The 21,311-nt window shown below is 65.0% G+C and carries 21 protein-coding genes and 1 pseudogene; 11 read left to right on the top strand and 11 right to left on the bottom strand.

Features of this window, described 5'->3' with window-relative positions; translation table 11 throughout:
* Positions 1-3: 3 nt before the first annotated feature.
* Positions 4-417: an acyl-CoA thioesterase gene (locus C4900_RS09310; protein ID WP_065970620.1), complete on the top strand. Its 414-nt coding sequence runs from the start codon at positions 4-6 to the stop codon at positions 415-417.
* 13 nt (positions 418-430) lie between these two features.
* On the opposite strand, the gene clpB is transcribed toward C4900_RS09310, so the two are convergent.
* The 4 genes from clpB to egtD form a co-directional block, all read right to left on the bottom strand.
* Positions 431-3,034 (bottom strand): ATP-dependent chaperone ClpB, encoded by a 2,604-nt coding sequence (gene clpB / locus C4900_RS09305; protein ID WP_065970621.1) that lies wholly within the window; start codon positions 3,032-3,034, stop codon positions 431-433.
* 85 nt (positions 3,035-3,119) lie between these two features.
* Positions 3,120-3,740, bottom strand: a complete 621-nt coding sequence (locus C4900_RS09300; protein ID WP_211306872.1) for a MarC family protein — start codon at positions 3,738-3,740, stop codon at positions 3,120-3,122.
* A gap of 359 nt (positions 3,741-4,099) precedes the next feature.
* Positions 4,100-4,588, bottom strand: a complete 489-nt coding sequence (locus C4900_RS09295) for a DUF302 domain-containing protein (protein WP_065970623.1) — start codon at positions 4,586-4,588, stop codon at positions 4,100-4,102.
* A gap of 132 nt (positions 4,589-4,720) precedes the next feature.
* Positions 4,721-5,749: an L-histidine N(alpha)-methyltransferase gene (egtD, locus tag C4900_RS09290; protein WP_170132494.1), complete on the bottom strand. Its 1,029-nt coding sequence runs from the start codon at positions 5,747-5,749 to the stop codon at positions 4,721-4,723.
* Positions 5,750-6,065: 316 nt separating this feature from the next.
* Between egtD and C4900_RS09285 the strand changes: the two genes are divergently transcribed.
* From C4900_RS09285 to nadC, 3 genes are read left to right on the top strand one after another with little or no spacing between them, the layout of a single operon-like run.
* Positions 6,066-6,839, top strand: a complete 774-nt coding sequence (locus tag C4900_RS09285; protein WP_065970677.1) for a class II glutamine amidotransferase — start codon at positions 6,066-6,068, stop codon at positions 6,837-6,839.
* Positions 6,840-6,843: 4 nt separating this feature from the next.
* Positions 6,844-8,010, top strand: a complete 1,167-nt coding sequence (locus C4900_RS09280; protein WP_170132493.1) for an SUMF1/EgtB/PvdO family nonheme iron enzyme — start codon at positions 6,844-6,846, stop codon at positions 8,008-8,010.
* Positions 7,983-8,822 (top strand): carboxylating nicotinate-nucleotide diphosphorylase, encoded by an 840-nt coding sequence (gene nadC, locus C4900_RS09275; RefSeq protein WP_065970625.1) that lies wholly within the window; start codon positions 7,983-7,985, stop codon positions 8,820-8,822. Before C4900_RS09280 ends, nadC begins: the two co-directional genes overlap by 28 nt.
* A 12-nt stretch (positions 8,823-8,834) precedes the next feature.
* Here the strand turns inward: nadC and C4900_RS09270 are convergent, their stop codons facing one another.
* From C4900_RS09270 to C4900_RS09260, 3 genes are read right to left on the bottom strand one after another with little or no spacing between them, the layout of a single operon-like run.
* Positions 8,835-9,398, bottom strand: a complete 564-nt coding sequence (locus tag C4900_RS09270) for a type 1 glutamine amidotransferase domain-containing protein (protein ID WP_065970626.1) — start codon at positions 9,396-9,398, stop codon at positions 8,835-8,837.
* A 39-nt stretch (positions 9,399-9,437) separates the two neighbouring features.
* Entirely contained in the window at positions 9,438-10,157 is a 720-nt protein-coding gene (gene pgeF, locus C4900_RS09265; protein ID WP_065970627.1) for a peptidoglycan editing factor PgeF, read from the bottom strand.
* Positions 10,154-11,086: an RluA family pseudouridine synthase gene (locus C4900_RS09260; protein ID WP_211306871.1), complete on the bottom strand. Its 933-nt coding sequence runs from the start codon at positions 11,084-11,086 to the stop codon at positions 10,154-10,156. The genes pgeF and C4900_RS09260 overlap by 4 nt, the downstream gene beginning before the upstream one ends.
* Before the next feature lie 44 nt (positions 11,087-11,130).
* Here C4900_RS09260 and C4900_RS09255 point away from each other — a divergent pair, with 44 nt between their 5' ends.
* Entirely contained in the window at positions 11,131-11,916 is a 786-nt protein-coding gene (locus tag C4900_RS09255) for an outer membrane protein assembly factor BamD (RefSeq protein WP_065970629.1), read from the top strand.
* On the opposite strand, the gene C4900_RS09250 is transcribed toward C4900_RS09255, so the two are convergent.
* From C4900_RS09250 to sucC, 3 genes are read right to left on the bottom strand one after another with little or no spacing between them, the layout of a single operon-like run.
* Positions 11,895-13,511, bottom strand: coding sequence for an NAD+ synthase (locus C4900_RS09250; protein WP_065970631.1), 1,617 nt, complete (start codon positions 13,509-13,511; stop codon positions 11,895-11,897). The genes C4900_RS09255 and C4900_RS09250 overlap by 22 nt on opposite strands.
* Entirely contained in the window at positions 13,511-14,380 is an 870-nt protein-coding gene (gene sucD, locus C4900_RS09245; protein ID WP_065970635.1) for a succinate--CoA ligase subunit alpha, read from the bottom strand. Before sucD ends, C4900_RS09250 begins: the two co-directional genes overlap by 1 nt.
* Positions 14,377-15,525 (bottom strand): ADP-forming succinate--CoA ligase subunit beta, encoded by a 1,149-nt coding sequence (sucC, locus tag C4900_RS09240; protein ID WP_065970681.1) that lies wholly within the window; start codon positions 15,523-15,525, stop codon positions 14,377-14,379. The genes sucD and sucC overlap by 4 nt, the downstream gene beginning before the upstream one ends.
* Before the next feature lie 112 nt (positions 15,526-15,637).
* Between sucC and C4900_RS09235 the strand changes: the two genes are divergently transcribed.
* From C4900_RS09235 to infA, 6 genes and pseudogenes are all read left to right on the top strand, one after another.
* Positions 15,638-16,513: an efflux RND transporter periplasmic adaptor subunit gene (locus C4900_RS09235; RefSeq protein WP_065970636.1), complete on the top strand. Its 876-nt coding sequence runs from the start codon at positions 15,638-15,640 to the stop codon at positions 16,511-16,513.
* A gap of 144 nt (positions 16,514-16,657) precedes the next feature.
* Entirely contained in the window at positions 16,658-18,064 is a 1,407-nt protein-coding gene (locus C4900_RS09230) for a TolC family protein (RefSeq protein ID WP_065970637.1), read from the top strand.
* Positions 18,061-19,208, top strand: a pseudogene (locus tag C4900_RS09225) (GNAT family N-acetyltransferase). The gene C4900_RS09230 and the pseudogene C4900_RS09225 overlap by 4 nt, the downstream one beginning before the upstream one ends.
* A gap of 28 nt (positions 19,209-19,236) precedes the next feature.
* Positions 19,237-19,929: a leucyl/phenylalanyl-tRNA--protein transferase gene (gene aat, locus C4900_RS09215; protein WP_065970640.1), complete on the top strand. Its 693-nt coding sequence runs from the start codon at positions 19,237-19,239 to the stop codon at positions 19,927-19,929.
* On the top strand, positions 19,926-20,642 hold the full coding sequence (locus C4900_RS09210; protein ID WP_211306870.1) for an arginyltransferase: 717 nt from the start codon (positions 19,926-19,928) through the stop codon (positions 20,640-20,642). Before aat ends, C4900_RS09210 begins: the two co-directional genes overlap by 4 nt.
* Before the next feature lie 133 nt (positions 20,643-20,775).
* Complete coding sequence (gene infA, locus C4900_RS09205; RefSeq protein WP_065970641.1) at positions 20,776-20,994, top strand: translation initiation factor IF-1; 219 nt, start codon at positions 20,776-20,778, stop codon at positions 20,992-20,994.
* 14 nt (positions 20,995-21,008) lie between these two features.
* Here infA and C4900_RS09200 read toward each other — a convergent pair whose 3' ends face one another.
* A complete protein-coding gene (locus tag C4900_RS09200) occupies positions 21,009-21,284 on the bottom strand; it encodes a hypothetical protein (RefSeq protein ID WP_211306869.1) in 276 nt (91 codons plus the stop codon).
* Between the last annotated feature and the right edge of the window lie 27 nt (positions 21,285-21,311).

Here is a 21,311-nt window from a genome sequence, read left to right as displayed (position 1 = left end):
CTCATGACGCCAGAAGATCCCGTTGTCGATCCAGGACGCCTGCCCACCATACGCGTCGTGCCCATGCCCGCCGACACCAACGTCGCCGGCGACATCTTTGGCGGATGGATCCTGTCCCAGATCGATATCGCCGGAAGCGTGGTCGCCCACCGCCGCGCGCGGGGCCGCGTCATCACAGTGGCGGTCAACGCCGTGCAATTCCATAAGCCGGTGTTCGTCGGCGATCTCGTGAGCCTCTATGCCGATGTCGTGCGTGTGGGCACGACATCGCTTACGGTCGATGTCGCCGTCTACGCCGAGCGTTTCCGCGACGGCACCCACACCGAATGCGTGCGCGTGACCGAGGCCACGCTCACCTATGTGGCCATGGGCCCGGACCGCAAGCCGCGCCCGGTCCCCGCGGAAGACGACGCCTGAGGATTCTGGGTCCTCACGCCCTCCGGGCCTTGTCCGGGGACGGCGCCGCGCGGCGCGCGCCGAACACGAAATCCTCGCCCCCGACCTCCACCTCGATCACGTCTCCGGGGCCGAATCGGCCTTTCAGGATCTCCTGGGCGAGCGGGTTTTCCAGGTATTGCTGCACCGCCCGCTTCAAGGGGCGCGCGCCGTAGACTGGATCAAAACCGGCCTCGGCGAGCTTATCCATGGCCGCCTCGCTCAGGTGCAACCCGAGGTCGCGGGCGCGCAGACGTTCCACCAGATTGCCCAATTGAATGGCGGTGATGCGCCTCAAATCCTCACGCCCCAGCGGATGGAAGACGACGATATCGTCGACCCGGTTTATGAACTCCGGGCGGAAGTGCTGGCCTACGATCTCCATGACCGCGTCTTTCATGTGCCGGTAATTGTCTTCACCGGCGAGCTCCTGGATGACCTGCGAGCCGAGGTTCGAGGTCATGACGATGATGGTGTTCCGGAAATCCACGGTGCGCCCCTGGCCGTCGGTCAGCCGTCCGTCATCGAGGACTTGCAGCAGGATGTTGAACACGTCCGGATGGGCCTTTTCGATCTCATCTAGCAGCACCACCGAGTACGGGCGCCGGCGCACTGCTTCCGTAAGATAGCCGCCCTGCTCGTATCCGACATAGCCGGGCGGGGCCCCTATGAGGCGCGCCACCGAGTGCTTCTCCATGAACTCAGACATGTCGATGCGCACCATGGCATCGTCGGCGTCAAACAGAAACGATGCCAGCGTCCGGCACAGCTCGGTCTTGCCGACGCCGGTCGGTCCGAGGAACAGGAACGAACCGTTCGGGCGGTTGGGATCGGAAAGCCCGGCACGCGAACGGCGAATGGCATTGGCCACCGCACGCACGGCCTCGCTTTGCCCCACGACGCGCTTATGGAGCTCATCTTCCATGCGCAAGAGCTTTTCGCGCTCCCCTTCCATCATGCGCGATACCGGAATGCCGGTGGCGCGCGACACCACCTCGGCGATTTCTTCCTCGCCCACCTCCTTGCGCAAAAGCTTCGCGGGCGCGGGCTTTGCGCGCGCCGCCAACTGCTTTTCGAGTTCCGGTATGCGCCCGTACTGGAGTTCCGACATGCGCGCGAGATCGCCCGCGCGCCGCGCGTTTTCGATCTCGATGCGCGCACGATCCAATTCTTCCTTGATGTGTTGCTCGCCTTGCAGGTCGGCCTTCTCGGACCGCCAAACCTCTTCGAGGTCGGCATATTCGCGCTCGAGCCGCTCGATCTCCCCTTCGAGCGCCGCGAGACGCTTGCGCGAGGCCTCGTCGGACTCCTTTTGCAGCGCCACCCGTTCGATCTTCAACTGGATCAGGCGCCGATCCAACCGGTCCATGGCCTCCGGCCGCGAGTCGATCTCCATGCGGATGCGTGCCGCCGCCTCGTCTATGAGATCGATTGCCTTGTCCGGCAGCTGGCGGTCGGTGATATAGCGATGCGACAAGGTGGCGGCCGCGACGATCGCCGGGTCCGAGATATCCACGCCATGATGTACCTCGTACTTTTCCTTAAGGCCGCGCAGGATGGCGATCGTATCCTCGACCGTCGGCTCGTCCACCAGCACCTTCTGGAAACGCCGCTCGAGCGCCGCGTCTTTTTCAATGTATTGCCGATATTCGTCCAGGGTGGTGGCGCCTATCGCATGGAGATCGCCGCGCGCGAGCGCCGGCTTTAGCATATTGCCGGCGTCCATGGCACCCTCGGCCTTGCCAGCCCCGACCATGGTATGGATCTCGTCGATAAACAGGATGACACGCCCTTCCTCTTTGGCCAGATCCGACAGCACGGCCTTCAGGCGTTCTTCGAATTCGCCGCGGAATTTGGCCCCGGCTATGAGTGCGCCGAGATCGAGGGCCAACAGGCGCCTGCCGCGCAGCCCCTCAGGCACCTCGCCGTTTACGATGCGCTGGGCCAGCCCCTCGACGATGGCGGTTTTGCCGACGCCGGGCTCGCCGATCAGCACCGGGTTGTTCTTGGTGCGCCGCTGCAAGACCTGAATGGCGCGGCGGATCTCGTCGTCACGCCCGATCACAGGATCGAGCTTGCCCTGCAAGGCGCGCTGTGTCAGGTCCACCGTGTAGCGATCGAGCGCGCCGCGTTGTTGTTCGGCATTCTGATCGTTCACCTTGTTCCCGCCGCGCCATTCGTCGATCGCCGCCTCCAGGGGTTTGCGGGCGGCACCGCTTTCACGCAACACCTGGCCGATGTCGCCCTTGTCGTCGAGCGCCGCCAGCAGAAAAAGCTCGCTTGCGATATACTGGTCGCCGCGCTTCTGGGCGTACTTGTCGGTGATGTTGAGGAGTCGCGACAGGTCGTTGCCGATGTGCACCTCCCCGGCCGAGCCCTCAACCGTCGGCAACCGATCGAGCAGTTCGTCTAGCCGTGCGCGCAGGGCATCGACGGCTACGCCGGCCTTGGCAAGCAAGGGCCGCACGCCGGCATCCTGGTCGAGCAGGGCGGCGAGCAGATGGGCGGGCTCTATGAACTGGTGATCACGGCCGACCGCAAGCGACTGGGCATCGGCCAGCGCCTGCTGGAATCGATTGGTAAGCTTGTCCATCCTCATGGGGAAGCCCTCTGTCTGCGTCTGGCTTGCAGATGGGGGGCCGGAACCCAAGTTTCAAGCGATGGCGCGGCAATCGGACTGGATATCAGCGTCCCAGGCCCGGCAGCAGCGCGGTAAGACCGATGGCCATGAATTGCACCGCCATGGCGGCCAGGATCAGGCCCATGACGCGGGTGGTGATATTAAGGCCCGCGGTCCCTAGGCGCACACCGATGGGCTCGGCCAGACGCAACACCAGCCACACAAGCACGCCCACGACGACTATACCGGCGCTCAACGCCAATTCCGCACCCAGCCCGCTGGCTTTTTGGGCATCGACGATGACAAGACTGATGGCCCCAGGGCCCGCCAATAGCGGGATCGCCAGGGGGACCACGGCGATGTCTTCCTTCGATTCCGCCTCCGCATCCTCTTCGCGGGTATGCCGGGCGGGGGTCGATTTGGCGTGAAACATGGCGATGGCGATCAACAATACGAGCAGGCCGCCGGCGATACGAAACGCCGGCACCCCGATCCCAAACAGGGCCAGCAGACGCTGCCCCGACCAAGTGGCGATCAACAGAATGGCAACTACGGCCAGCGCGGTCTTAGCGGCGATGCGCCGCATCTCGGCATGCGACCGACCGGCAGTCAGCGACAGAAACAGCGGGATCGCCCCGATCGGATTCAAGATCGCGAATACCCCAATGAGGTCCCTGATTTCCACTACCCCTCCCGCCGCCGAACCGGTCATCGCCGCCGGCGCGCGCGTGCCGGCGGCGACGCGAGGCGGGCGGCGGTCACGGCCCAGCGCCTTGCTGCCATCCTGCTTATCACGACCATCGTATCCGCGCGCCCTGCCCGGTGTCTGGTTTCCGTAGTCACAAGCCACTCCGCGCGACTATCACATCACCCCAAGGCCGCGCCCCGACATCGCCCGGTAGGCCCTGCGCCGCGCCCACACCCCCCTTACAATAGCGCGATGTCCGCCATGGCACCGCCCCAAAAGGTCGCCGACGGCCTTGTCTCCCGGGTACCCTTTGTCACCGTGCACCTTCCCGGGCGCGACGCCAGGCACGTCCCGATCTATCCCGGATGGCTGCCGGGGATCGTCCTGAGCGTGTCGATCACCATGCGATCGATCTTGCCCCCCACGGCCCGCGCCGCCGTGCTTCGGGTATAGACGGAGCGTTTCGGAAAGACCACGGTGGTCTTCGCCGCCTTGCTGTAGAGTGTCACATTCAGCGGACATACCGACGCCGCCTTCCACGCATGATTCAGCAGGCCGCTAAAGAGGAACGGGTTACAAAATACCAGGGCACGGACATCGGTGAACCCGGGCTTGTTGAAATCTGGGACATGCAAAATCTTCTGTTTGGCGGCAATCAAGTGCAGGATATCGAGCTTCATGACCACCTTGAAGTGATGCGAGCTGAGGGCCCTGATCACGGCTTTTTGTGCCGCCGGCATTGCCATCGGCACGGTCTCTACGAAAAATGCCGACGCCTGCGCGACAGCGATGCCCAATAGACCCAAGCCCCCGCCTACTACCCCTATAAGTCCCTTCCGATTCATCAGTTTGCATCTCCTATCATGACTCCTATTCGCCGGGCCGCCACTTCTGATACGCGAACCCTTTGGCTCATCATGCCAAGGCCGAAGCCATCGGCACGCCCCATGGACACCGCCACGCTGCCATGCCGGTGCTCAGGCCGGTGCGGCAAGCACCAACGAGAAATAGCCGTTGTCCGACTCCTCATGGCGACACCAGCCAAAACCCGCGGTCTCCAGCAGCGCCCTCATGCCTTCCGGCGTGAATTTGCGGCTGATCTCCGTCAGTATAGTCTCGTCGCGCGCAAAGGACGCTACAAGACCGATGCGCGCAAGCGTGACAGTGTGCATACTGCGTGCACGCAGATGCATCTCGACCTGGCCCTTGTGCTCATTGAAAAACGCCACATGCATAAACCGGCGTTCGTCGAAATCCGCGCCCAGCCGCGTGTTCAAGACCCTGAGAAGATTCATGTTGAATTGCGCGGTGTAGCCGTGAGCGTCGTTATAGGCGGCATCGAGGATACGCTTGTCCTTGATGCGATCAAAACCGAGCAGGAGGTAGTCTTCGGCATGCATGGTGGCACGCAGCGCTGTGAGAAAAGTTACAGCCTCGTCATGGCTTAGGTTGCCTATGGTGCCCCCAAGGAACAGGAACAGGCGCGGACCCCTGGAATGTGGCAGCGCCGGCAGATCGACGGCGTAGTCGCCCACCAATAGCTCCATTTCCAGCCATGAATAGCGGCGCTTGAGACGCGCGGCAGCCGCGCGTAAGGCCTCGTCGCAGACATCGAACGGCTGGTAGCGAACATACCGCCCGGCACGTTCGCAGGCCACAAAGAAATGGTTGGTCTTGACCGACGACCCACTACCGATCTCCACCAGCGTTCCCGGTGCCACCTGATCGAGTATCCCGCATGCGTGGCGTGCGAGCAGTGCCGATTCGGTGCGCGTCGGATAATATTCCGGGGTCGCGCAAATACGTTCGAACAGCAAAGATCCGCGCCGGTCGTAAAAATACTTGGCAGGCAGTTGCTTGGGGTTGCGCGATAGCCCCCGGCGCGCATCGCCGTCGAGCCCCGATGCGTGCGTCGCCCCGGGTAGATGTACGAGCGAAATCCCCGCCATCGGCCACGCCTCGCGGCCAACGTCGAAGTCCTCGAGCGACTGCATGTCCTGTTCCATGGCGCCTCCTTGTGATCTCACCGTGATGGTCCCGTTGATAATCCCCCGCCGTCCCGATCCCATCGTCGCGGCATCGCGCACCGACCGATCGGCGCGTCTGCCCACCATCGGGCCTTTTCGCCGCATAGCCACCCGACCACGCGCGGGCGCGCTTCAGGTTGTCGCCAGGGCGCCATACCAGACGACGCATGAGGGCGTCGTTTGTGGCGGCATCGGCGCGCACAGGGCGGCAGGCCTCGCTGGTGATCCCGCTCGCGCCCGTGGCACGGTCATAAGCGCGGGCAACACCGGGTCTTTTTTGCTAGAATCCGTCGCCATGTGTCGTCTCGCCGCCTATCTCGGACCTCCCCTGTCACTGGCGCGTTTCCTGCTCGCGCCCGCCCATGGCCTGGTCCAGCAGTCGTACGCCCCGCGCGAGATGCGCGAGGCGCGGGTCAATGCCGACGGTTACGGCGTCGGCTGGCGTGCCCCTGACGGGTCTTTGGCGCGTCTTACCTATGGCATGCCGATATGGGCCGACCACAACCTGCCAACCCTCGCCGCGCATATCACCGCGCCCGTGTGGGTGGCCAACGTACGCAGCGCCACCGCCGGGTTCGCCAATCATCCCGCCAATACGCAGCCCTATCTGGCGGATGGCTTGCTGTTTTTGCATAACGGCTATCTGGTCGATTTCCCGGCAGTGCGCGCGCGCCTGCGCCGCGTCCTGTCCCCGGAGATCGAGTGCTCGATCGAAGGGACGACCGATTCCGAATACGTGTTCGCGTTGCTTCGTCAGGTCCTGGCCACGGCCGATTTCGACATCCCCGAGGCCCTGCGGGAGACTGCGCGCCGACTGTTCGACGAATTCGGCGTCGCGGGCGGCCTCCTGAATATCGTGGTCACAGACGGCGAGCGGATCCATGCCCTTCGTCATGCCCTGGGGGCCGCGCCACCGACCCTCTACTTTACGATCGACGACGAAGAATATCCGAATGCCACCCTCGTCGCCTCGGAACCTCTGACGGAGGGGACGTATTGGCAAACAGTCCCCGAGCATCATATCCTCACTGTCGATGGCGATAAACCCGCCCAGCTCATATCACTGTAGACTTATGGACGCCTCGCTCTACGCCAATCTTCAGAAGATGCGCGCTAGCGCCCGGTCGCTCGTACGATCGGTGCCGCCCGCCGAGCGGCGACGCATGCACCACAAGGACCTGAGCCCGCTGCTGTGGCATCTTGGGCACCTTTTGTATGTGGAGCAGCAATGGATCGGAGAGCGACTCGCCGGGCTTGGCCACGACGCTGGGCGCGCCCGACTGTTTCGGCCCGACGGCCTGCGCAAATCCGAGCGCGGCGCGTGCACGCCGGATCTGGGCGAACTCACCCACGAATGGGCAGACTGGGAGGGACAGTGCGTCGAGTGGCTGAGCGTGGCCGAATCTGCGCATCCCCATCATCCATTATTGGCCGGCGACTTCATATTGCACTTTTTGATTCAGCATCATGGTCAGCACCTGGAAACCATGCACCAGGCGCTCACGGCGCGCGCGTTGGCCCTGGATACCGGCGACTTCCTCCCGTCGCGTCCGCTCGTGGCCGAGGCGTCGTCTGCGGACTACCACACCTGGCCCGGTGGCTTGTGCGAGATCGGCGACGATAGTCCCCACCATTATGACAATGAGCGCCCGCGTCACATCGTGTCGGTGCCGGCATTCGCGATCGCCGAACGCCCGGTCTCCAATGCCGCCTACCTGGGATTCATGGAGGCGGGCGGCTACCATGACGACCGCTACTGGACATGCGAGGCGCGGCGCTGGCGCGAGTCGGCCGGCGCCGAGGCGCCCTGGCACTGGCGATGCAACCGCCATGGATCCTGGTATGGCGTGGATCATTCGGGAGCCTTTGAATTGAGCGCCACGGCCCCCGTAGCGGGGCTGTCGGCCTATGAGGCACGCGCGTTCGCGCGTTATGCGCGTGCCCGCCTGCCGCATGAGGTGGAATGGGAACTCGGCGTTCGCATGGGCTTTTTGCGCGATACGGGTCAGGTTTGGGAATGGTGTGATAATCGCTTCTATCCCTATCCGGGATTTCGCGCGTTCCCATACCGCGGCTATTCCATGCCGTGGTTCGACGGCGCACATACCAGCCTGCGCGGCGCCAGCATCATAAGTGACGCGTCGATAAAACGACCCTCGTTCCGCAATTTTCATACCGCCGACAAGCGCCACATCTCAGCGGGGATCCGCCTATGCCGTCCGCCATACCCTCTGCACTGATCGCCGCCCAGGTCCAAGGCGCCCTCGATGAGGATGTGGGGGGCGGAGACCTGACGGCGTTGCTGGTGCCGGAGGGTCCGGCGCATGCCGTGCTGAGCACGCGCGAAGACGGGATCCTTTGCGGGTGCGCGTGGTTCGACCGGGTGTTTGCGCAACTTGATCCCAACGCGCGCATAGACTGGCGGGCGCGGGATGGGGATCGGATAGCGGCGGGCATGGTGCTGTGCGAAGTCCATGGCCGGGCGCGGGCATTGTTGACCGGCGAGCGCACAGCCATCAATTTCCTGCAGACCCTGTCTGGGACCGCGACGCGCGCGCGCCGCTATGCCGACGCGGTCGCCCACACCCGCGCACAGATCCTCGATACCCGAAAGACCCTGCCGGGACTCAGGCTCGCCCAGAAGTACGCGGTCCGTTGCGGGGGCTGCTTGAATCATCGTATTGGCCTCTACGATGGGGTTCTCATCAAGGAAAACCACATCGCCGCAGCCGGCTCCATCGCCCAGGCCATCGCCCGCGCCGCCGACATCGCCGCCGGACGCATGGTGGAGATCGAGGTCGAGACACTCGCCGAACTCGAAGAGGCGCTGGCCGCCGGCGCCCCCCGCATCCTGCTCGACAATTTTGCCCTTGAGGACCTCGAGGCGGCCGTGCGCTACACGGCCGGACGCGCCCTGCTCGAGGCCTCCGGCGGTATCACCCTGGCCAATGCCGGGCGCTATGCCGAGACCGGAGTCGACTTCCTGTCAGTCGGCGAGATCACAAAGTCCCTACACGCACTCGACCTCTCGCTACGCCTTTCCCTGCTCTAGGCCCCGAGGTCTTCAGGTATGTGCGCCCGCCGACTGCGAGAGCGCCTTTTCGATCTGGGCGTCAAACATCGGGATGTCATCCGGCTTGCGGCTCGTGATGAACCGGCCGTCGACCACCACCGGCTCATCGCTCCATCGGCCACCGGCATTTTTGAGATCGGTCTCAAGACTCGGCCAGCTCGTGATATGGCGCCCCGAGGCCAGCCCGGCATTGATCAAAAGCCAGGGACCATGGCAGATCGCCGCCAGCGTCCGCCCGGTCTTCGCGAACTGACTCACGAACTCGACCGCCTTGCGACTCAAGCGCAGCTGGTCGGGATTGGCGACCCCGCCTGGCAACACCAGCGCGTCATAATCTTCGGGATGGGCGTCTTCGACCGCCTTTTCCACGGTGAACTGCGAACCGGGGGTCAGATGATTGAAGCCCTGGATCTGCTCGCCGCGCTTTTTCGGGGAGATGAGCTCCACGGACGCCCCGCGTTCCTCAAGGAACGCACGCGGCTTCTCATACTCGACTTGTTCGACTCCATCGGTCATAAGCATGGCTATACGTTTGCCTTGCAGGCTCTTGGCCATCGCGTCGCCTCCTGGAAACCGTTGTCGGGGGGCTTAGTATCAGACGATCCAGGCGACGGTCGCCATCCGTCCACAGACCGGGGTTTGCCGATAAGAGTAGAGATCTGGGTCGCGGAAGGTATTGAATCCGCCACCATGGATCGCCCTGACCCCAAGCGACTGCAGTTGCCGCCGTGCCAGCGCGTAGAGATCGGCGCGATAGCGCCCCCCATCTGTGGTCGTGAATGCAGCGTGCGGGGCCGCGCCGAAGGCATGGCGCACGTCGCCCCCGACCTCATAGTCGCTCGCGCCTATCGCCGGCCCAAGCCAGGCCGCGAGCTGGCCCGGCGGCACGGGCAGCGCCATGACACCGGCCTCGAGGATGCCGGCGGCCAGCCCTCGCCATCCGGCATGCAGTACCGCCACGCAGCGTGCATCCTGGGCGGCGAGCACCACCGGCAGGCAGTCGGCGGTAAGCACGGCGCACATGACGCCGCGACGCGTGCTAAAACTGCCGTCGGCCTCGGGCGGCTCCGCCCATGGCACGCCGGCATCCACCACCGTGCGACCATGGACCTGACGCAGCCAGAGGGGTTGCCCGCGCAACCCGCACGCGCGCGCCAGGATCGCGCGATTGGCGGCCACGTCGGATGCGTGATCGCCGACGTGCGCGGCCAGATTCAACGACGCGAAGGGACCCTGGCTCACGCCTCCCGCGCGACAGGTGGTGAAGGCGCGCACACCGAGCACGGGCCAGGCGGCCGGCAGTACGCGGATCACGAAAGACTCTCGCGGCGCAGCCTCGCCACGATATTCGCGAGATCGTCCGGACGCGAGGCCTCGAAGACCAACGACTCACCGGTGCGCGGATGACGCACCGTCAGGCGGCGCGCGTGCAAGGCTTGACGGTCCAGAAGATGACGCGTGCGCCCCCCGCCATAGGTCTCGTCGCCGACGAGCGGAAACCCGAGGTACGCCATATGGACACGGATCTGGTGTGTACGCCCGGAGTGCAGCCGCACCCGAAGCAGACTGTAGGCGCCGAGGCGCTCCAGCACCACGAAATCCGAACGCGCCGGGCGCCCATCGCGGCGCACGCTCATGCGCGTCCGGTGGCGCGGGTCGCGTCCTATCGGCGCATCCACAAACCCGGCCGCCGGTGGCGTACCGATCACGAGCGCCTCGTATTCGCGCCCCATCTCACGGGTCTTGAGTTGCCCGATGAGCGCAAGCCGCGCGGTCTCGGTGCGCGCTACCACAAGTAGGCCCGAGGTGTCCTTGTCGAGGCGATGCACGATCCCCGAGCGCGCAAGCGGCGCCAGATCCGGCACATGATGCAAGAGCGCGTTTTGCAATGTACCCCGGGCGCAGCCGGCGCCGGGATGCACGACCAGCCCCGCAGGCTTATCGATCACGATCAGGGTGTCGTCCTCGAACACGATCGACAGCGGGATGTCCTCGGCAAGCACATCCGCGGGTGCCGGCGGTGGCAAATCGAAGGCTACACACTCACCGGCATGCACCGGCGCCGCCGCGCTCACCGGCCGCGCGCCTATGGTGATACGCCCGTCACGCAGCCAACCCTGGAGCGTAGTGCGTGAGTACTGCGGCAGCCGTCGCGCCAGTGCACGATCCAACCTCAAGCCCTCCTCGGCCGGAGATATCTCCAGACAAAACCTGAACTCGTCTGTCAAACCCTTTTCGCTCACGTCAAATCCGGTTAAGCTTGCACCGGCATATCAGAGAGGTAGTCATGCGTCGTCCCCTGTCCCGTCTTTGTCTTGCGGTCGCCCTTGCAAGCCTTGCCGCCTGCGGCCGTGACCATCACAAGGTCCGCCACTGGCCCGCCCAACGGTTCTATGCGCACGCGGTGAGTGCCCTCAAAGCCGGCAATTACCATCATGCGGTGACACTGCTCGAGGAGCTCGAGGGCAGCTATCCCTATGGCCGCTATGCCGCCCAGGCCGAGATCGTCGTCGCTTATGCCTACTACAAATCCGGCGAATCGGACGCCGCGATAGCCGCCATAAAGCGCTTCATACGCCTCCATCCGACCGATCCACGCGTCGCCTATGCGTATTATCTCGAAGGGCTCGTCAATTTCAACAAAAATAAAAGTATCATAGAGCGCACATTTGGTGTCAACCAGCTCCGTGGCCGCGACAGCACCGCCTTGCGCGCGGCGCTGCGTGCGTTCGAGACGGTAGTCACGAAGTACCCGCACAGCATCTATGCCACCGATTCCGCGGAACGCGCCAATTATCTGATCGACATGCTTGCGCGCAACGATATCTCGGTGGCGCGTTACTATTATATCCACGGCGCCTATGTCGCAACCGCCGACCGCTGCAAACGCGTGATCGAGCATTATCCGCGTACGCCGGCGGTCGCCGATGCCCTCGGGCTCATGGCCATGGCCTACCAGCGAATGGGCATGGTGCACTTAAGCCGTGACACGGCGCGTATCCTCGCGCGCAACTTCCCGGCGAGCCCCTATGTCAAGCGCCTGCGCCGCGCTCACGTGCTCGGCGGTTCGTAAGACACGGTCACCGGATAGCGCCAATCCCGGCCGAAGGCACGCTGCGTCACGCGTGTGCCAAGGGGCGCCTGTTTGCGCTTATGTTCCGCGGCGCGTACCAGCCGGAGGATCTCGGCAACCATCGGCCGCTCGAATCCGTAGGCAATCAATTGTTCGGCGTCCCAGTCCTGCTCGATATAGCGGGCAAGCACGGCATCGAGCATATCGTAGGACGGTAGGCTGTCGCTGTCTTTCTGGTCGCAACGCAGCTCGGCGCTCGGGGCGCGCGTAAGCACCCGTTCCGGGATGACCATGCCCAGGCCATTACGGTAACGGGCGAGCGCATAGACATCGGTCTTGAAGACGTCTTTGAGCGGCGCGTAGCCGCCCGCCATGTCGCCATAGAGGGTGGTATACCCGACCGCCAGTTCGCTTTTGTTGCTGGTCACGACCACCAACCCGCGATGGGCGTTGGCGATCGTCATGAGCAGGGTCCCACGAATCCGCGCCTGCAGGTTCTCGGCCGCCAACCCCTGCCCGGGCCCGTCCCACAGATCGCCGAGCGTGGCGGCGAGGGCCTCGTAGGCGGCATCGATCGGCACCACCGCAAGATCGAGACCGAGCGCTGTCGCCTCGCTACGCGCATCCTCGATACTCATCGCCTGGGTGTAGCGCGACGGCATCATCACCGCATAAAGGGCCGCATGCGGGAGGGCATCGCGGCACAAGGCGAGCGTAACCGCCGAGTCGATACCCCCGGACAGGCCCAATACCACGGTCTCGAACCCGTTACGCTCGACATAATCGGCCAATCCTAGCTTCAGCGCCTCGTAAAGCGCATGTTCGCCATTCGGCCACGCCGCCTTCGGCCCCGCAAGCACCGTCCCGTCCGGAGCGAAGCGCACGATGACAAGGTCCTCGGTGAATGCCGCGGCGCGCACTATCGCCTCGCCCCGGCCATCCATCACAAACGACATGCCGTCGAATACGAGTTCATCCTGGCCGCCCACCATGTTCACATAAGCGAGCGTCGCGCCGCTTTCCCGGGCGCGTGCTGCAGCCACCTTAAGACGCAGACGGTCCTTGTCGCGATGGTAGGGTGAGGCATTGACATTGATCACGATCGCACCGCCGGCGCCCACCGCGCGCGCCACCGGGCCTGGTTCCCACAAGTCCTCACAGATGGTGACACCGATGGCACTGCCTGCCACGGTGCGCACCAGCGGCTTGTCACCGGCGGCGAAGTAGCGGCGTTCATCGAACACCCCATAATTGGGCAGGATCTGTTTCCGATAGAGTTCGGCGATCACGCCGGCGTGCACCCATGCCACGGCGTTATATAATCGGCCGTCCTGCGCCCAAGGGAGACCCACCAGCATATCGATGTCCGGGCACTGTGCGGCGAGGTCCTCGACCGCCGACTGCGCGCGCCGCACGAAGTCGGCGCGCAACAGCAGGTCCTCGGGCGGGTAGCCGGTGATCGCGAGCTCGGGAAAGGCGATCACATCGGCGCCATGACGGTCGCGGGCGGTGCGCGCGAACGCCGCCATGCGCCGGGCATTGCCGGCGATATCGCCGACGGCGCAGCACATCTGGCAGAGCGCCACCGTCACCATCAGCGCGTAAGCCGCGTGGCCATGGCGCGCCCCATGCGCGCCGGGGAGTCGACGACCATGACCCCGGCCTGTGCCAGGGCAGTCTTTTTGCCGGTGGCGGTGCCCAGGTGACCGGCTATGACCGCCCCGGCATGGCCCATGCGCCGACCGGGCGGCGCGGTGGTACCGGCAATATAGGCCACGACGGGTTTCGTGATGTGGGTGTGTATATAGTCCGCCGCCTGCTCTTCCTCCACCCCCCCGATCTCGCCTACGAGCAAGATCGCCTTGGTGGCCGTGTCGGCCTCGAAGAGTTGCAGGGCATCGATAAAACCCAGGCCATGCACCGGGTCACCGCCGATGCCTATGCAGGTGGTCTGGCCGAGGCCTTCGGCAGTGGTCTGCGCCACCGCCTCATAGGTGAGTGTGCCGGAACGCGATACGATGCCGACGACGCCGGGACTGTGGATGGCCCCAGGCATGATACCGATCTTACATTCGCCGGGGGTTATGATCCCAGGACAGTTAGGCCCTATGAGGCGGGTGGTGCCCGGCAGCAAGGCCTTGACGCGCAGCATATCGGCCACCGGGATACCCTCGGTGATGCACACCACGAGCCCGATGCCGGCGGCCGCCGCCTCGAGGATGGCATCGGCGGCCATCGGTGCCGGCACATAAATCACCGAGGCGTCCGGCTGCACCGCGGCCACCGCCTCGGCTACGGTATCGAACACCGGCCGATCGAGATGGTGCGTACCGCCCTTGCCGGGAGTCACGCCGCCTACGATGTCGGTCCCGTAGTCGAGCGCCTGTTGGCAATGGAAGGTCCCCTGCTTGCCGGTGAATCCCTGGCAGAGCACACGCGTGCCCTTATGCACGAGTACGCTCATGACGCTTGCGCCCGCCGCACGGCCAGCGTAGCCGCCTGTTCCAGGCTTTGCGTGACATCACCCAGTAATCCGCCGTCGGCCAATGCCCGTCGCCCCTCGGCCTCGCGGGTGCCGACGAGACGCACCACGATCGGTAACGGCCGACCGAAGCCGGAGGCCGCCAACAACAACCCTTCGGCTATGAGATCACAGCGCACGATACCTCCGAAGATGTTTACGAGCACGACCTTTACACGCGGATCGCGTGCGATCAAGGTCAGGGCCTCGGCAACCTTGTGGGCGGTGGTACCACCACCCACGTCGAGAAAATTCGCCGGACGCCCGCCGGCCTGGGCGATCAGATCCATGGTCGCCATCGCCAATCCCGCGCCATTGACGAGGCAGCCGATGTCGCCATCGAGGGCGATGTACTGGAGTCCTCGCGCGCGCGCCTCCTCGTCCCTGGCGTCGCCCTGGCGCGCATCGCGCATGGCCTCCAGGGCCGGCTGCCGGAACAAGGCGTTGTCATCGATCTCGATCTTGGCGTCACCGGCCACGAAGCTGCCGTCTTCACGCAGCATCAGTGGGTTGATTTCGATGAGCATCGCGTCGAGCATCCCGGCCAGCGCCACGAGCGCCGCCACGACATCGCCGAAGGCTGCCACCGCGCGCCCCGAGAGCCCAATGGTCCGGCCCAGCGCGCGTCCCTGATAGGGCGAGAAACCGCGCATGGTGTCGATCACCTGTGCGACCGGTTTGGCGCCCTCCTCGATCCCCATGCCCCCCTCCCGGCCCGCGAGCAGTACACGCGCGCCGGCGTTGCGATCGACGACGCACGCCAGATAGAGCTCGGCCGCCGCCGCCACTGGGGCCTCGAGCAACAGGCTATCGACTGGCAGACCGTCTCCGGCAGTCTGTGGTGTGGCCAATCGCGTGCCGAGGAGTCCCTGCGCATAGGCGGCCACCTCATCGGCCGCCAGTACGCGCACTCCACCGGCCTTGCCGCGCGCCCCGGCGTGGATCTGGGCCTTCACCACACAGCGCGCCACCGCCAGTTTCCGTAGCGCGGCGTCGATCTCTTCTCCTTGCGTCACCACCACCCCCGGCGGCGTGGCGATGCCATGGGCTGCCAACAAGGCCTTAGCCTGATATTCATGCAGACGCACTACACCCTCCCAGACCACTAGCGAGACTGTGATTATGCCACAGAGTGGCCACACATCTTGCGATCGCCGAGGACCGCCGCTACCATGGCCGCACACGCCATGAGGATGCCCTGTGTCCGCTTATCGAAGCCGCGCCGCCCTGATTGCCCTCGGCGCGCTGCTCGCGGCCTGCGCGCGCCATCCGGCCCCCGCATCCCTCGCCGCGCCGCAAGTCACAGTCGGGCGCGCCTTCACGACGCGCCTGGCCGTGGTACGCACCGCGATCGGGGATGTCGAACCCGGGGCAAGTCCGGTAATCACCGCCCCCACGGGTGGGCGCCTGACGGATATCAGCGTCCAATCCGGATCCGCGGTGGTGGCCGGTGAGATTCTCGCGCGGCTGCGCCCGCCGGATCCGGCGGGCGCGCCGCGCCCGCCCCTGGTCATCCGCGCCCCGGTCAATGCCCGGGTGGTGCGGGTATTCGTCCAAGACGGCCAGCGCCTGCACCCCGGGCAACGGCTGTTTGGCCTTGCCGGGACCTCCATTCGCACCGCGCGCGCGCCGTTCCCGGCGGTCTTGCACCCGCCGCTTAGGATCGGCCAACGTGTGCTGCTGCATAGCCCGCTGGCACCGCGCTCTCCGGTGACCGGCACCATCGCCCGACTGACACCGGCGAAGCGCACGCATCATGCGCTCTATGCCTGGATCACACTGCCACCACGCCCCGGATTTACCGTCGGCAGCCCTTTGCGCGTCGATGTCATGGCCGGCCGCGCGCAGCGGTTGCTGGTCCCGCCGGGTGCGGTCTTTCTGCGCCGTGTCGGGACCGTGGTATTCGTGGTGCGCGGCCGGCATGTCTATGCGCGGCCTATCCGCGCAGCCCACGTCGTGGCTCAGGGCGTGGTCATACGTTCGGGTCTGCGTCCGGGAACCGAGGTCGTTACCCATGCGCCGGTGCGCTTGACAAACGGTATGCGCGTACGCATCGCGCATCGCCCCGCCCCCTGACCCGGACTTAAGGCTCGCGACGGCCAACGCCGTGTGTTTCGTCTCACGATTCCAGACCTCGCCGGGGGCCGCGTCTTGATGCGGGAAAGTGCTATCCTAAAGCCCTTTGGCCGGACCATGAATCACGGGAGGTCTCCAAGAAACATGATGAAAAAGTGTGTGTCCCTGCTTGTCCCGGCTTGGCTCGCGTGCACCGCCGCCCCGGCCCTGGCGGCCAACCTCAAAGACATCTTCCGGGCAGCGCGCCTTCATGACATGGGCTATCGGCAGGCTGGGGCCTCGTACCGGGAGGCGCGTACCATAGGCCCTGAGGCCCGCTCGGCGTTCCTGCCGCACATCTCGGCGCAGGCCAATACCAGCTACAACGACCTCACGAGTCGGATTCTGGGCGGCGCATCGGGCGGCTTCGTCTTCCCAAGCGGCCACTTCACCTTCAATGCCAACGGCTATGGCATCTCCGTGACCGAGACCTTGCTCAATATCCGCGCGCTCTATGCCTGGCGCGCGGCGGGCGCCACCATGCGCGCCGCGCGCCAGCGCTATGCGCTCGCCCAAAGCAACCTCGTGCTCACGGTGTCCGCCCAGTACTTCGGTTTTCTGCTGGCGCAAGACGACCTGCGCCTGCGCCGCGCCGAGGAGCGCGCGCTACGCGCCGAATATCAAAGCGCGCTGCGCAGCTTTCATCTCGGGCGCGCGCCCATCACCGATGCCAACGAGGCGCGCGCCCGTTACGAGGCTGTGCATGCCGCGGTGCTCGCGGCACGCAACGCCGTGCGCCTGGCGCGTGCGCGCATCGAACGTATGACCGGCCAGCCGGCTCATCACCTATGGCCACTCAATCTTCATCACCCCCTTCCGCATCCGCGCGCAAGCGCGCTCACCACAGACGAGGCCCAGGCACTGCGGGACAATCTGGTCTTGCAGGCCGCCCGTTCCGAGGCGCATGCGGCATCGGAAAGCGCGCGCGCGGCATCCGCCGCACGCTACCCGACCATCACGGCCCAGGCGGGTTACAGTTACAGCCGCGCCGGCAACGGCGAGTTCGGGTTCGGAACCGTGCTGCGTGACAAGACCATCGGGCTCGACGTCACGCTGCCCATCTACCAGGGCGGTGAACTGTCGGCAGAGAGTGCGCGCGCCAGCGCTGCCGCCTTCCACGCACACGTGGCCGCCCTGCGCGTCGAGCGCCGCGTCCAATTCGATGTCCGCCAGGCATTTCTGAACGTGCGCAATGGTTACCACGAGATTGCGGCCCTGGCGGCGGCCAAGAAGGCCGCGCGCGTGGCGCTCGCCTCCGAACGTCTCGGCATGCGCGTAGGCGTGCGCAATAACGTCGATGTGCTGCGCGCCGAACAGGCCTACTACCGTACGCGGCGTGACTTCGCGCGCGCCATCTATGACTATCTGCTCGGCCGCCTGGAACTGAAGGCTGCGGTGAGTCACCTGACGGTAGGCGACATCGGGCGGCTCAATGCCCTTCTTCAGCCGCCGGACGCCGTTGGCGCGCCGAGCAACGGACGGCGTCCGCCGAGGCGCGCGCTGCGGCCATGATAGACTCCGAAGCCATCAGCTGCCGATTCCTGCGCAGCGTGGCGGAGGTGCCGCAAGACCTATGGAACGCCTTATCGGGACCCCAGCCGTTTTTGCGCCACGAATTTCTGAAGGCCCTGGAAGACAGCGGTTCGGTGGGCGCCGGCTGTGGCTGGCATCCGGAACCCCTGGCGATCTATCGCGGGACACGGCTTTCAGCCCTTGTCCCGGTGTACCGCAAGACTCATTCCTATGGCGAATACGTCTTTGACTGGGCGTGGGCACACGCCTATGAGAGGGCCGGGCTTCATTATTACCCGAAGCTCGTGGTCGCCGTGCCCTACACCCCGGTGACCGGTCCGCGCGTGCTATGCGGCGCCGAACGGTGCGGCCCCGACATCATCCACGCGGCCGCCCATGCCTTGCGCACGCAGGCGGCCGCCACCGGGGCCTCATCGGTCCATTGGCTGTTCATGGATGCCGCCGGCCGCGAGACGCTGGAGAGTGTCGGTTTCTCGCAACGCACAGGCTTCCAGTTCCACTGGCATAACGACGGCTGGTCATCCTTTGACGATTACCTAGCGGCGTTGTCCGCGCCCAAACGCAAGAATATCCGTCGGGAGCGCCGTCAGGTGGCAGAGGCCGGCGTTCGCTATGTCGTTCATGAAGGACCGGTGCGGCATGAGGCCCTATGGGACATCTTTTATGACCTCTACCACGCCACCATCGCCAAATATGGGGCGATCGCCTATCTCACGCGGGATTTCTTCTCGCGCATCGGCGCATCGGTTCCGGGCGTGGTGCTGGTGCTCGGCTACGTCGGCACCGCGCCGGTGGCCGGCGCGCTCTTTTTTCGTGACGACACGACCTTATATGGCCGCTATTGGGGGGACTTGCCCCCATCTCCGGCCTCCATTTCGAGACCTGCTACTATCAGGCAATCGATTATTGCCTGACGCAGGGCATACGGCGCTTCGAGGCCGGGGCCCAGGGGGCGCATAAGTTGAGCCGTGGGTTTCTGCCGACCCCCACGTATTCCCTGCATTGGCTGGACCATCCGCAATTTCAGCGCGCCGTCGATGATTTCTTGGCGCGCGAGAATGCCGGTCTTGAAATGACCCTGAACGAATTAAACGAGCACACGCCTTTTCGCCGACCGTCATGATGCCCCACGCCCCACGGGTACGGCCGCGATGATCGCCTGGCTTTCACCCGATTCCCTGGCCTTTCCGGCAGTCGATCAGGCGCCCTCGGATGCGCCGCTTGCGGCGGGCGGCGACCTGTCGCCCGAGCGGCTGTTGCGCGCCTACGCGGCCGGGATCTTTCCATGGTACAACGAACCGCCCATATTGTGGTGGTCGCCGGACCCCCGTATGGCGCTGGCCCCGGCAGACTTGCGTATCAACCGTAGCCTCGCCAAGGCCATGCGCCGGCACGATTACACCATCCGTTTCGATAGCGCCTTTCCCGTGGTCATCCGGGCGTGCGCCGCGCCGCGGGCCCGGCAGCCCGGCACCTGGATCAATGCCGAGATGATCACGGCCTACGAGAACCTGTTTCATCGCGGCCACGCCCACAGCGTGGAGGCCTGGCGGGATGGCGTGTTGGTCGGTGGGCTCTATGGGGTGGCGCTCGGGGGCGCGTTTTTCGGGGAATCCATGTTCAGTATGGCAAGCTACGCCTCAAAGATCGCGTTCGTGGGCCTTATCGCGCGCCTCACCGCCGCCGGGTTTACCCTCATAGACTGCCAGGTGCCGTCCGAGCACATGGCGTCGCTCGGGGCGCGACTCATGCCGCGTCGGGTCTTTCTTCATGAGCTGCGTCGGGCGGTGGGGCTGCCGATTGCCGCCGGCCGCTGGACGACCGCCGTGGAGGACGCACCGTGACTGCCATCAAAGGGGCACCGCACCTGTTTTTGTCGACCACCCACGCCTGCAGCTATCTGCCCCATCAGACAGCCAGCACCCTGTTCATCGATCCGCGCTATCCGCTAACCCCCGAACTGCTCGGCGACTTCAATCGCCGCGGGTTTCGCCGCAGCGGGGACCTCATATACCGCCCGCACTGTCCGGGGTGCCAGGCCTGCATTCCGGTGCGTATCCCGGTCGCGGCCTTCGTCCCCAGCCGGGCCCAGCGACGCGCGGCCGCGCGCAACGACGATGTCGTGGTGATCGCACGGCCGGCGGCCTTCGACGCCGAGCATTTCGCGCTGTTTCTGCGTTATCAGGACGCCCGCCACCCGGCCGGGGCCATGGCCAATCCCGACCCAGCGACCTATTTACGCTTCCTCGTAAGCCGCCATAGTAATACGGCCTTCCACGAATTTCGCATCGGCGGGGTGCTTGCCGGTGTCGCCGTGATCGACACGTTGCCCGACGGTCTGTCGGCGGTCTATACCTTCTACGATCCATCCCTGGCCCAACGCGGGCTCGGTACCTACGCCATTGTCTGGCAGATCGCCGAGACGCATCGCTGCGGCCTGCCGTTCCTGTATCTCGGGTACTGGGTCAAAGACAGCGAGAAGATGGCCTACAAGGCCCGGTTTCGGCCGCTCGAGGCCTACCGCAACGGTCGCTGGTCGCCGCTCGATCTGCGTTGACGCCCGTCCTTTTGCCGCCCGCTGCCGCTGCCATTCGTAAAGCGCATCGTTCCCAACGGGCCTCGGCCCAAAATGACTTTACGCGATCCCGGGCTTCGGGCATCATAAGCGCCTTCTTCGGGAGCGAGAGAGAGTGTCTAAGGAAGAGCATATCGAAATGGAGGGTACCATCGTCGACACCCTCCCCAACACCCTATTCCGCGTCAAGCTCGACAACGGTCACGTCGTCACCGCCCATATCTCCGGCAAGATGCGCAAGAACTATATCCGCATCCTCACCGGCGACAAGGTGACCGTCCAGCTCACCCCTTACGACCTGACCAAGGGTCGCATCGTCTTTCGCGCCCGCTAAGGGACCCATCGGCCTCAAGACGTCTTGGGACCGACGAGCAACGCCTCCGGCACGTGAAATTTCAAGCAGCATGCGATGTCGAGAATGACGCCGGGGCGCGCGCGCACGCTTACCCACAAAAGGTTGAGCCGCAGGTTCATGTCCGCAAACACCACCTCGGGAAAGCCCTTTAGCACACCGTCGACGCGGCCCATGACTTCACGGCATTCGGGACCAGGGCGCTGCCCCAGGCCCGGGATCAGCATCATGAAATCGCTCAACAGATGACCGGACTCATCACGCGTCGGCACCCGCTCATAGAGCGGGCACGACGGCAG

Origin of the sequence: Acidiferrobacter thiooxydans (assembly GCF_003333315.1) — a bacterium.
Lineage (GTDB): Bacteria > Pseudomonadota > Gammaproteobacteria > Acidiferrobacterales > Acidiferrobacteraceae > Acidiferrobacter > Acidiferrobacter thiooxydans.
The sequence above is the reverse complement of the archived record's forward strand: the minus strand, read 5'-3'. Positions and strand labels throughout refer to the sequence as shown.

Bases quoted from the DNA above. Each gene is read 5' to 3' on its own strand.
- C4900_RS09270 (WP_065970626.1), bottom strand. From the start codon at position 9,398: ATGGCCAAGAGCCTGCAAGGCAAACGTATAGCCATGCTTATGACCGAT.
- sucD (WP_065970635.1), bottom strand. From the start codon at position 14,380: ATGAGCGTACTCGTGCATAAGGGCACGCGTGTGCTCTGCCAGGGATTC.
- egtD (WP_170132494.1), bottom strand. From the start codon at position 5,749: ATGGAACAGGACATGCAGTCGCTCGAGGACTTCGACGTTGGCCGCGAG.
- aat (WP_065970640.1), top strand. From the start codon at position 19,237: ATGATCGCCTGGCTTTCACCCGATTCCCTGGCCTTTCCGGCAGTCGAT.
- C4900_RS09230 (WP_065970637.1), top strand. From the start codon at position 16,658: ATGATGAAAAAGTGTGTGTCCCTGCTTGTCCCGGCTTGGCTCGCGTGC.
- C4900_RS09280 (WP_170132493.1), top strand. From the start codon at position 6,844: ATGGACGCCTCGCTCTACGCCAATCTTCAGAAGATGCGCGCTAGCGCC.
- C4900_RS09295 (WP_065970623.1), bottom strand. From the start codon at position 4,588: ATGAATCGGAAGGGACTTATAGGGGTAGTAGGCGGGGGCTTGGGTCTA.
- clpB (WP_065970621.1), bottom strand. From the start codon at position 3,034: ATGAGGATGGACAAGCTTACCAATCGATTCCAGCAGGCGCTGGCCGAT.
- C4900_RS09255 (WP_065970629.1), top strand. From the start codon at position 11,131: ATGCGTCGTCCCCTGTCCCGTCTTTGTCTTGCGGTCGCCCTTGCAAGC.
- nadC (WP_065970625.1), top strand. From the start codon at position 7,983: ATGCCGTCCGCCATACCCTCTGCACTGATCGCCGCCCAGGTCCAAGGC.
- C4900_RS09250 (WP_065970631.1), bottom strand. From the start codon at position 13,511: ATGGTGACGGTGGCGCTCTGCCAGATGTGCTGCGCCGTCGGCGATATC.
- C4900_RS09285 (WP_065970677.1), top strand. From the start codon at position 6,066: ATGTGTCGTCTCGCCGCCTATCTCGGACCTCCCCTGTCACTGGCGCGT.
- C4900_RS09310 (WP_065970620.1), top strand. From the start codon at position 4: ATGACGCCAGAAGATCCCGTTGTCGATCCAGGACGCCTGCCCACCATA.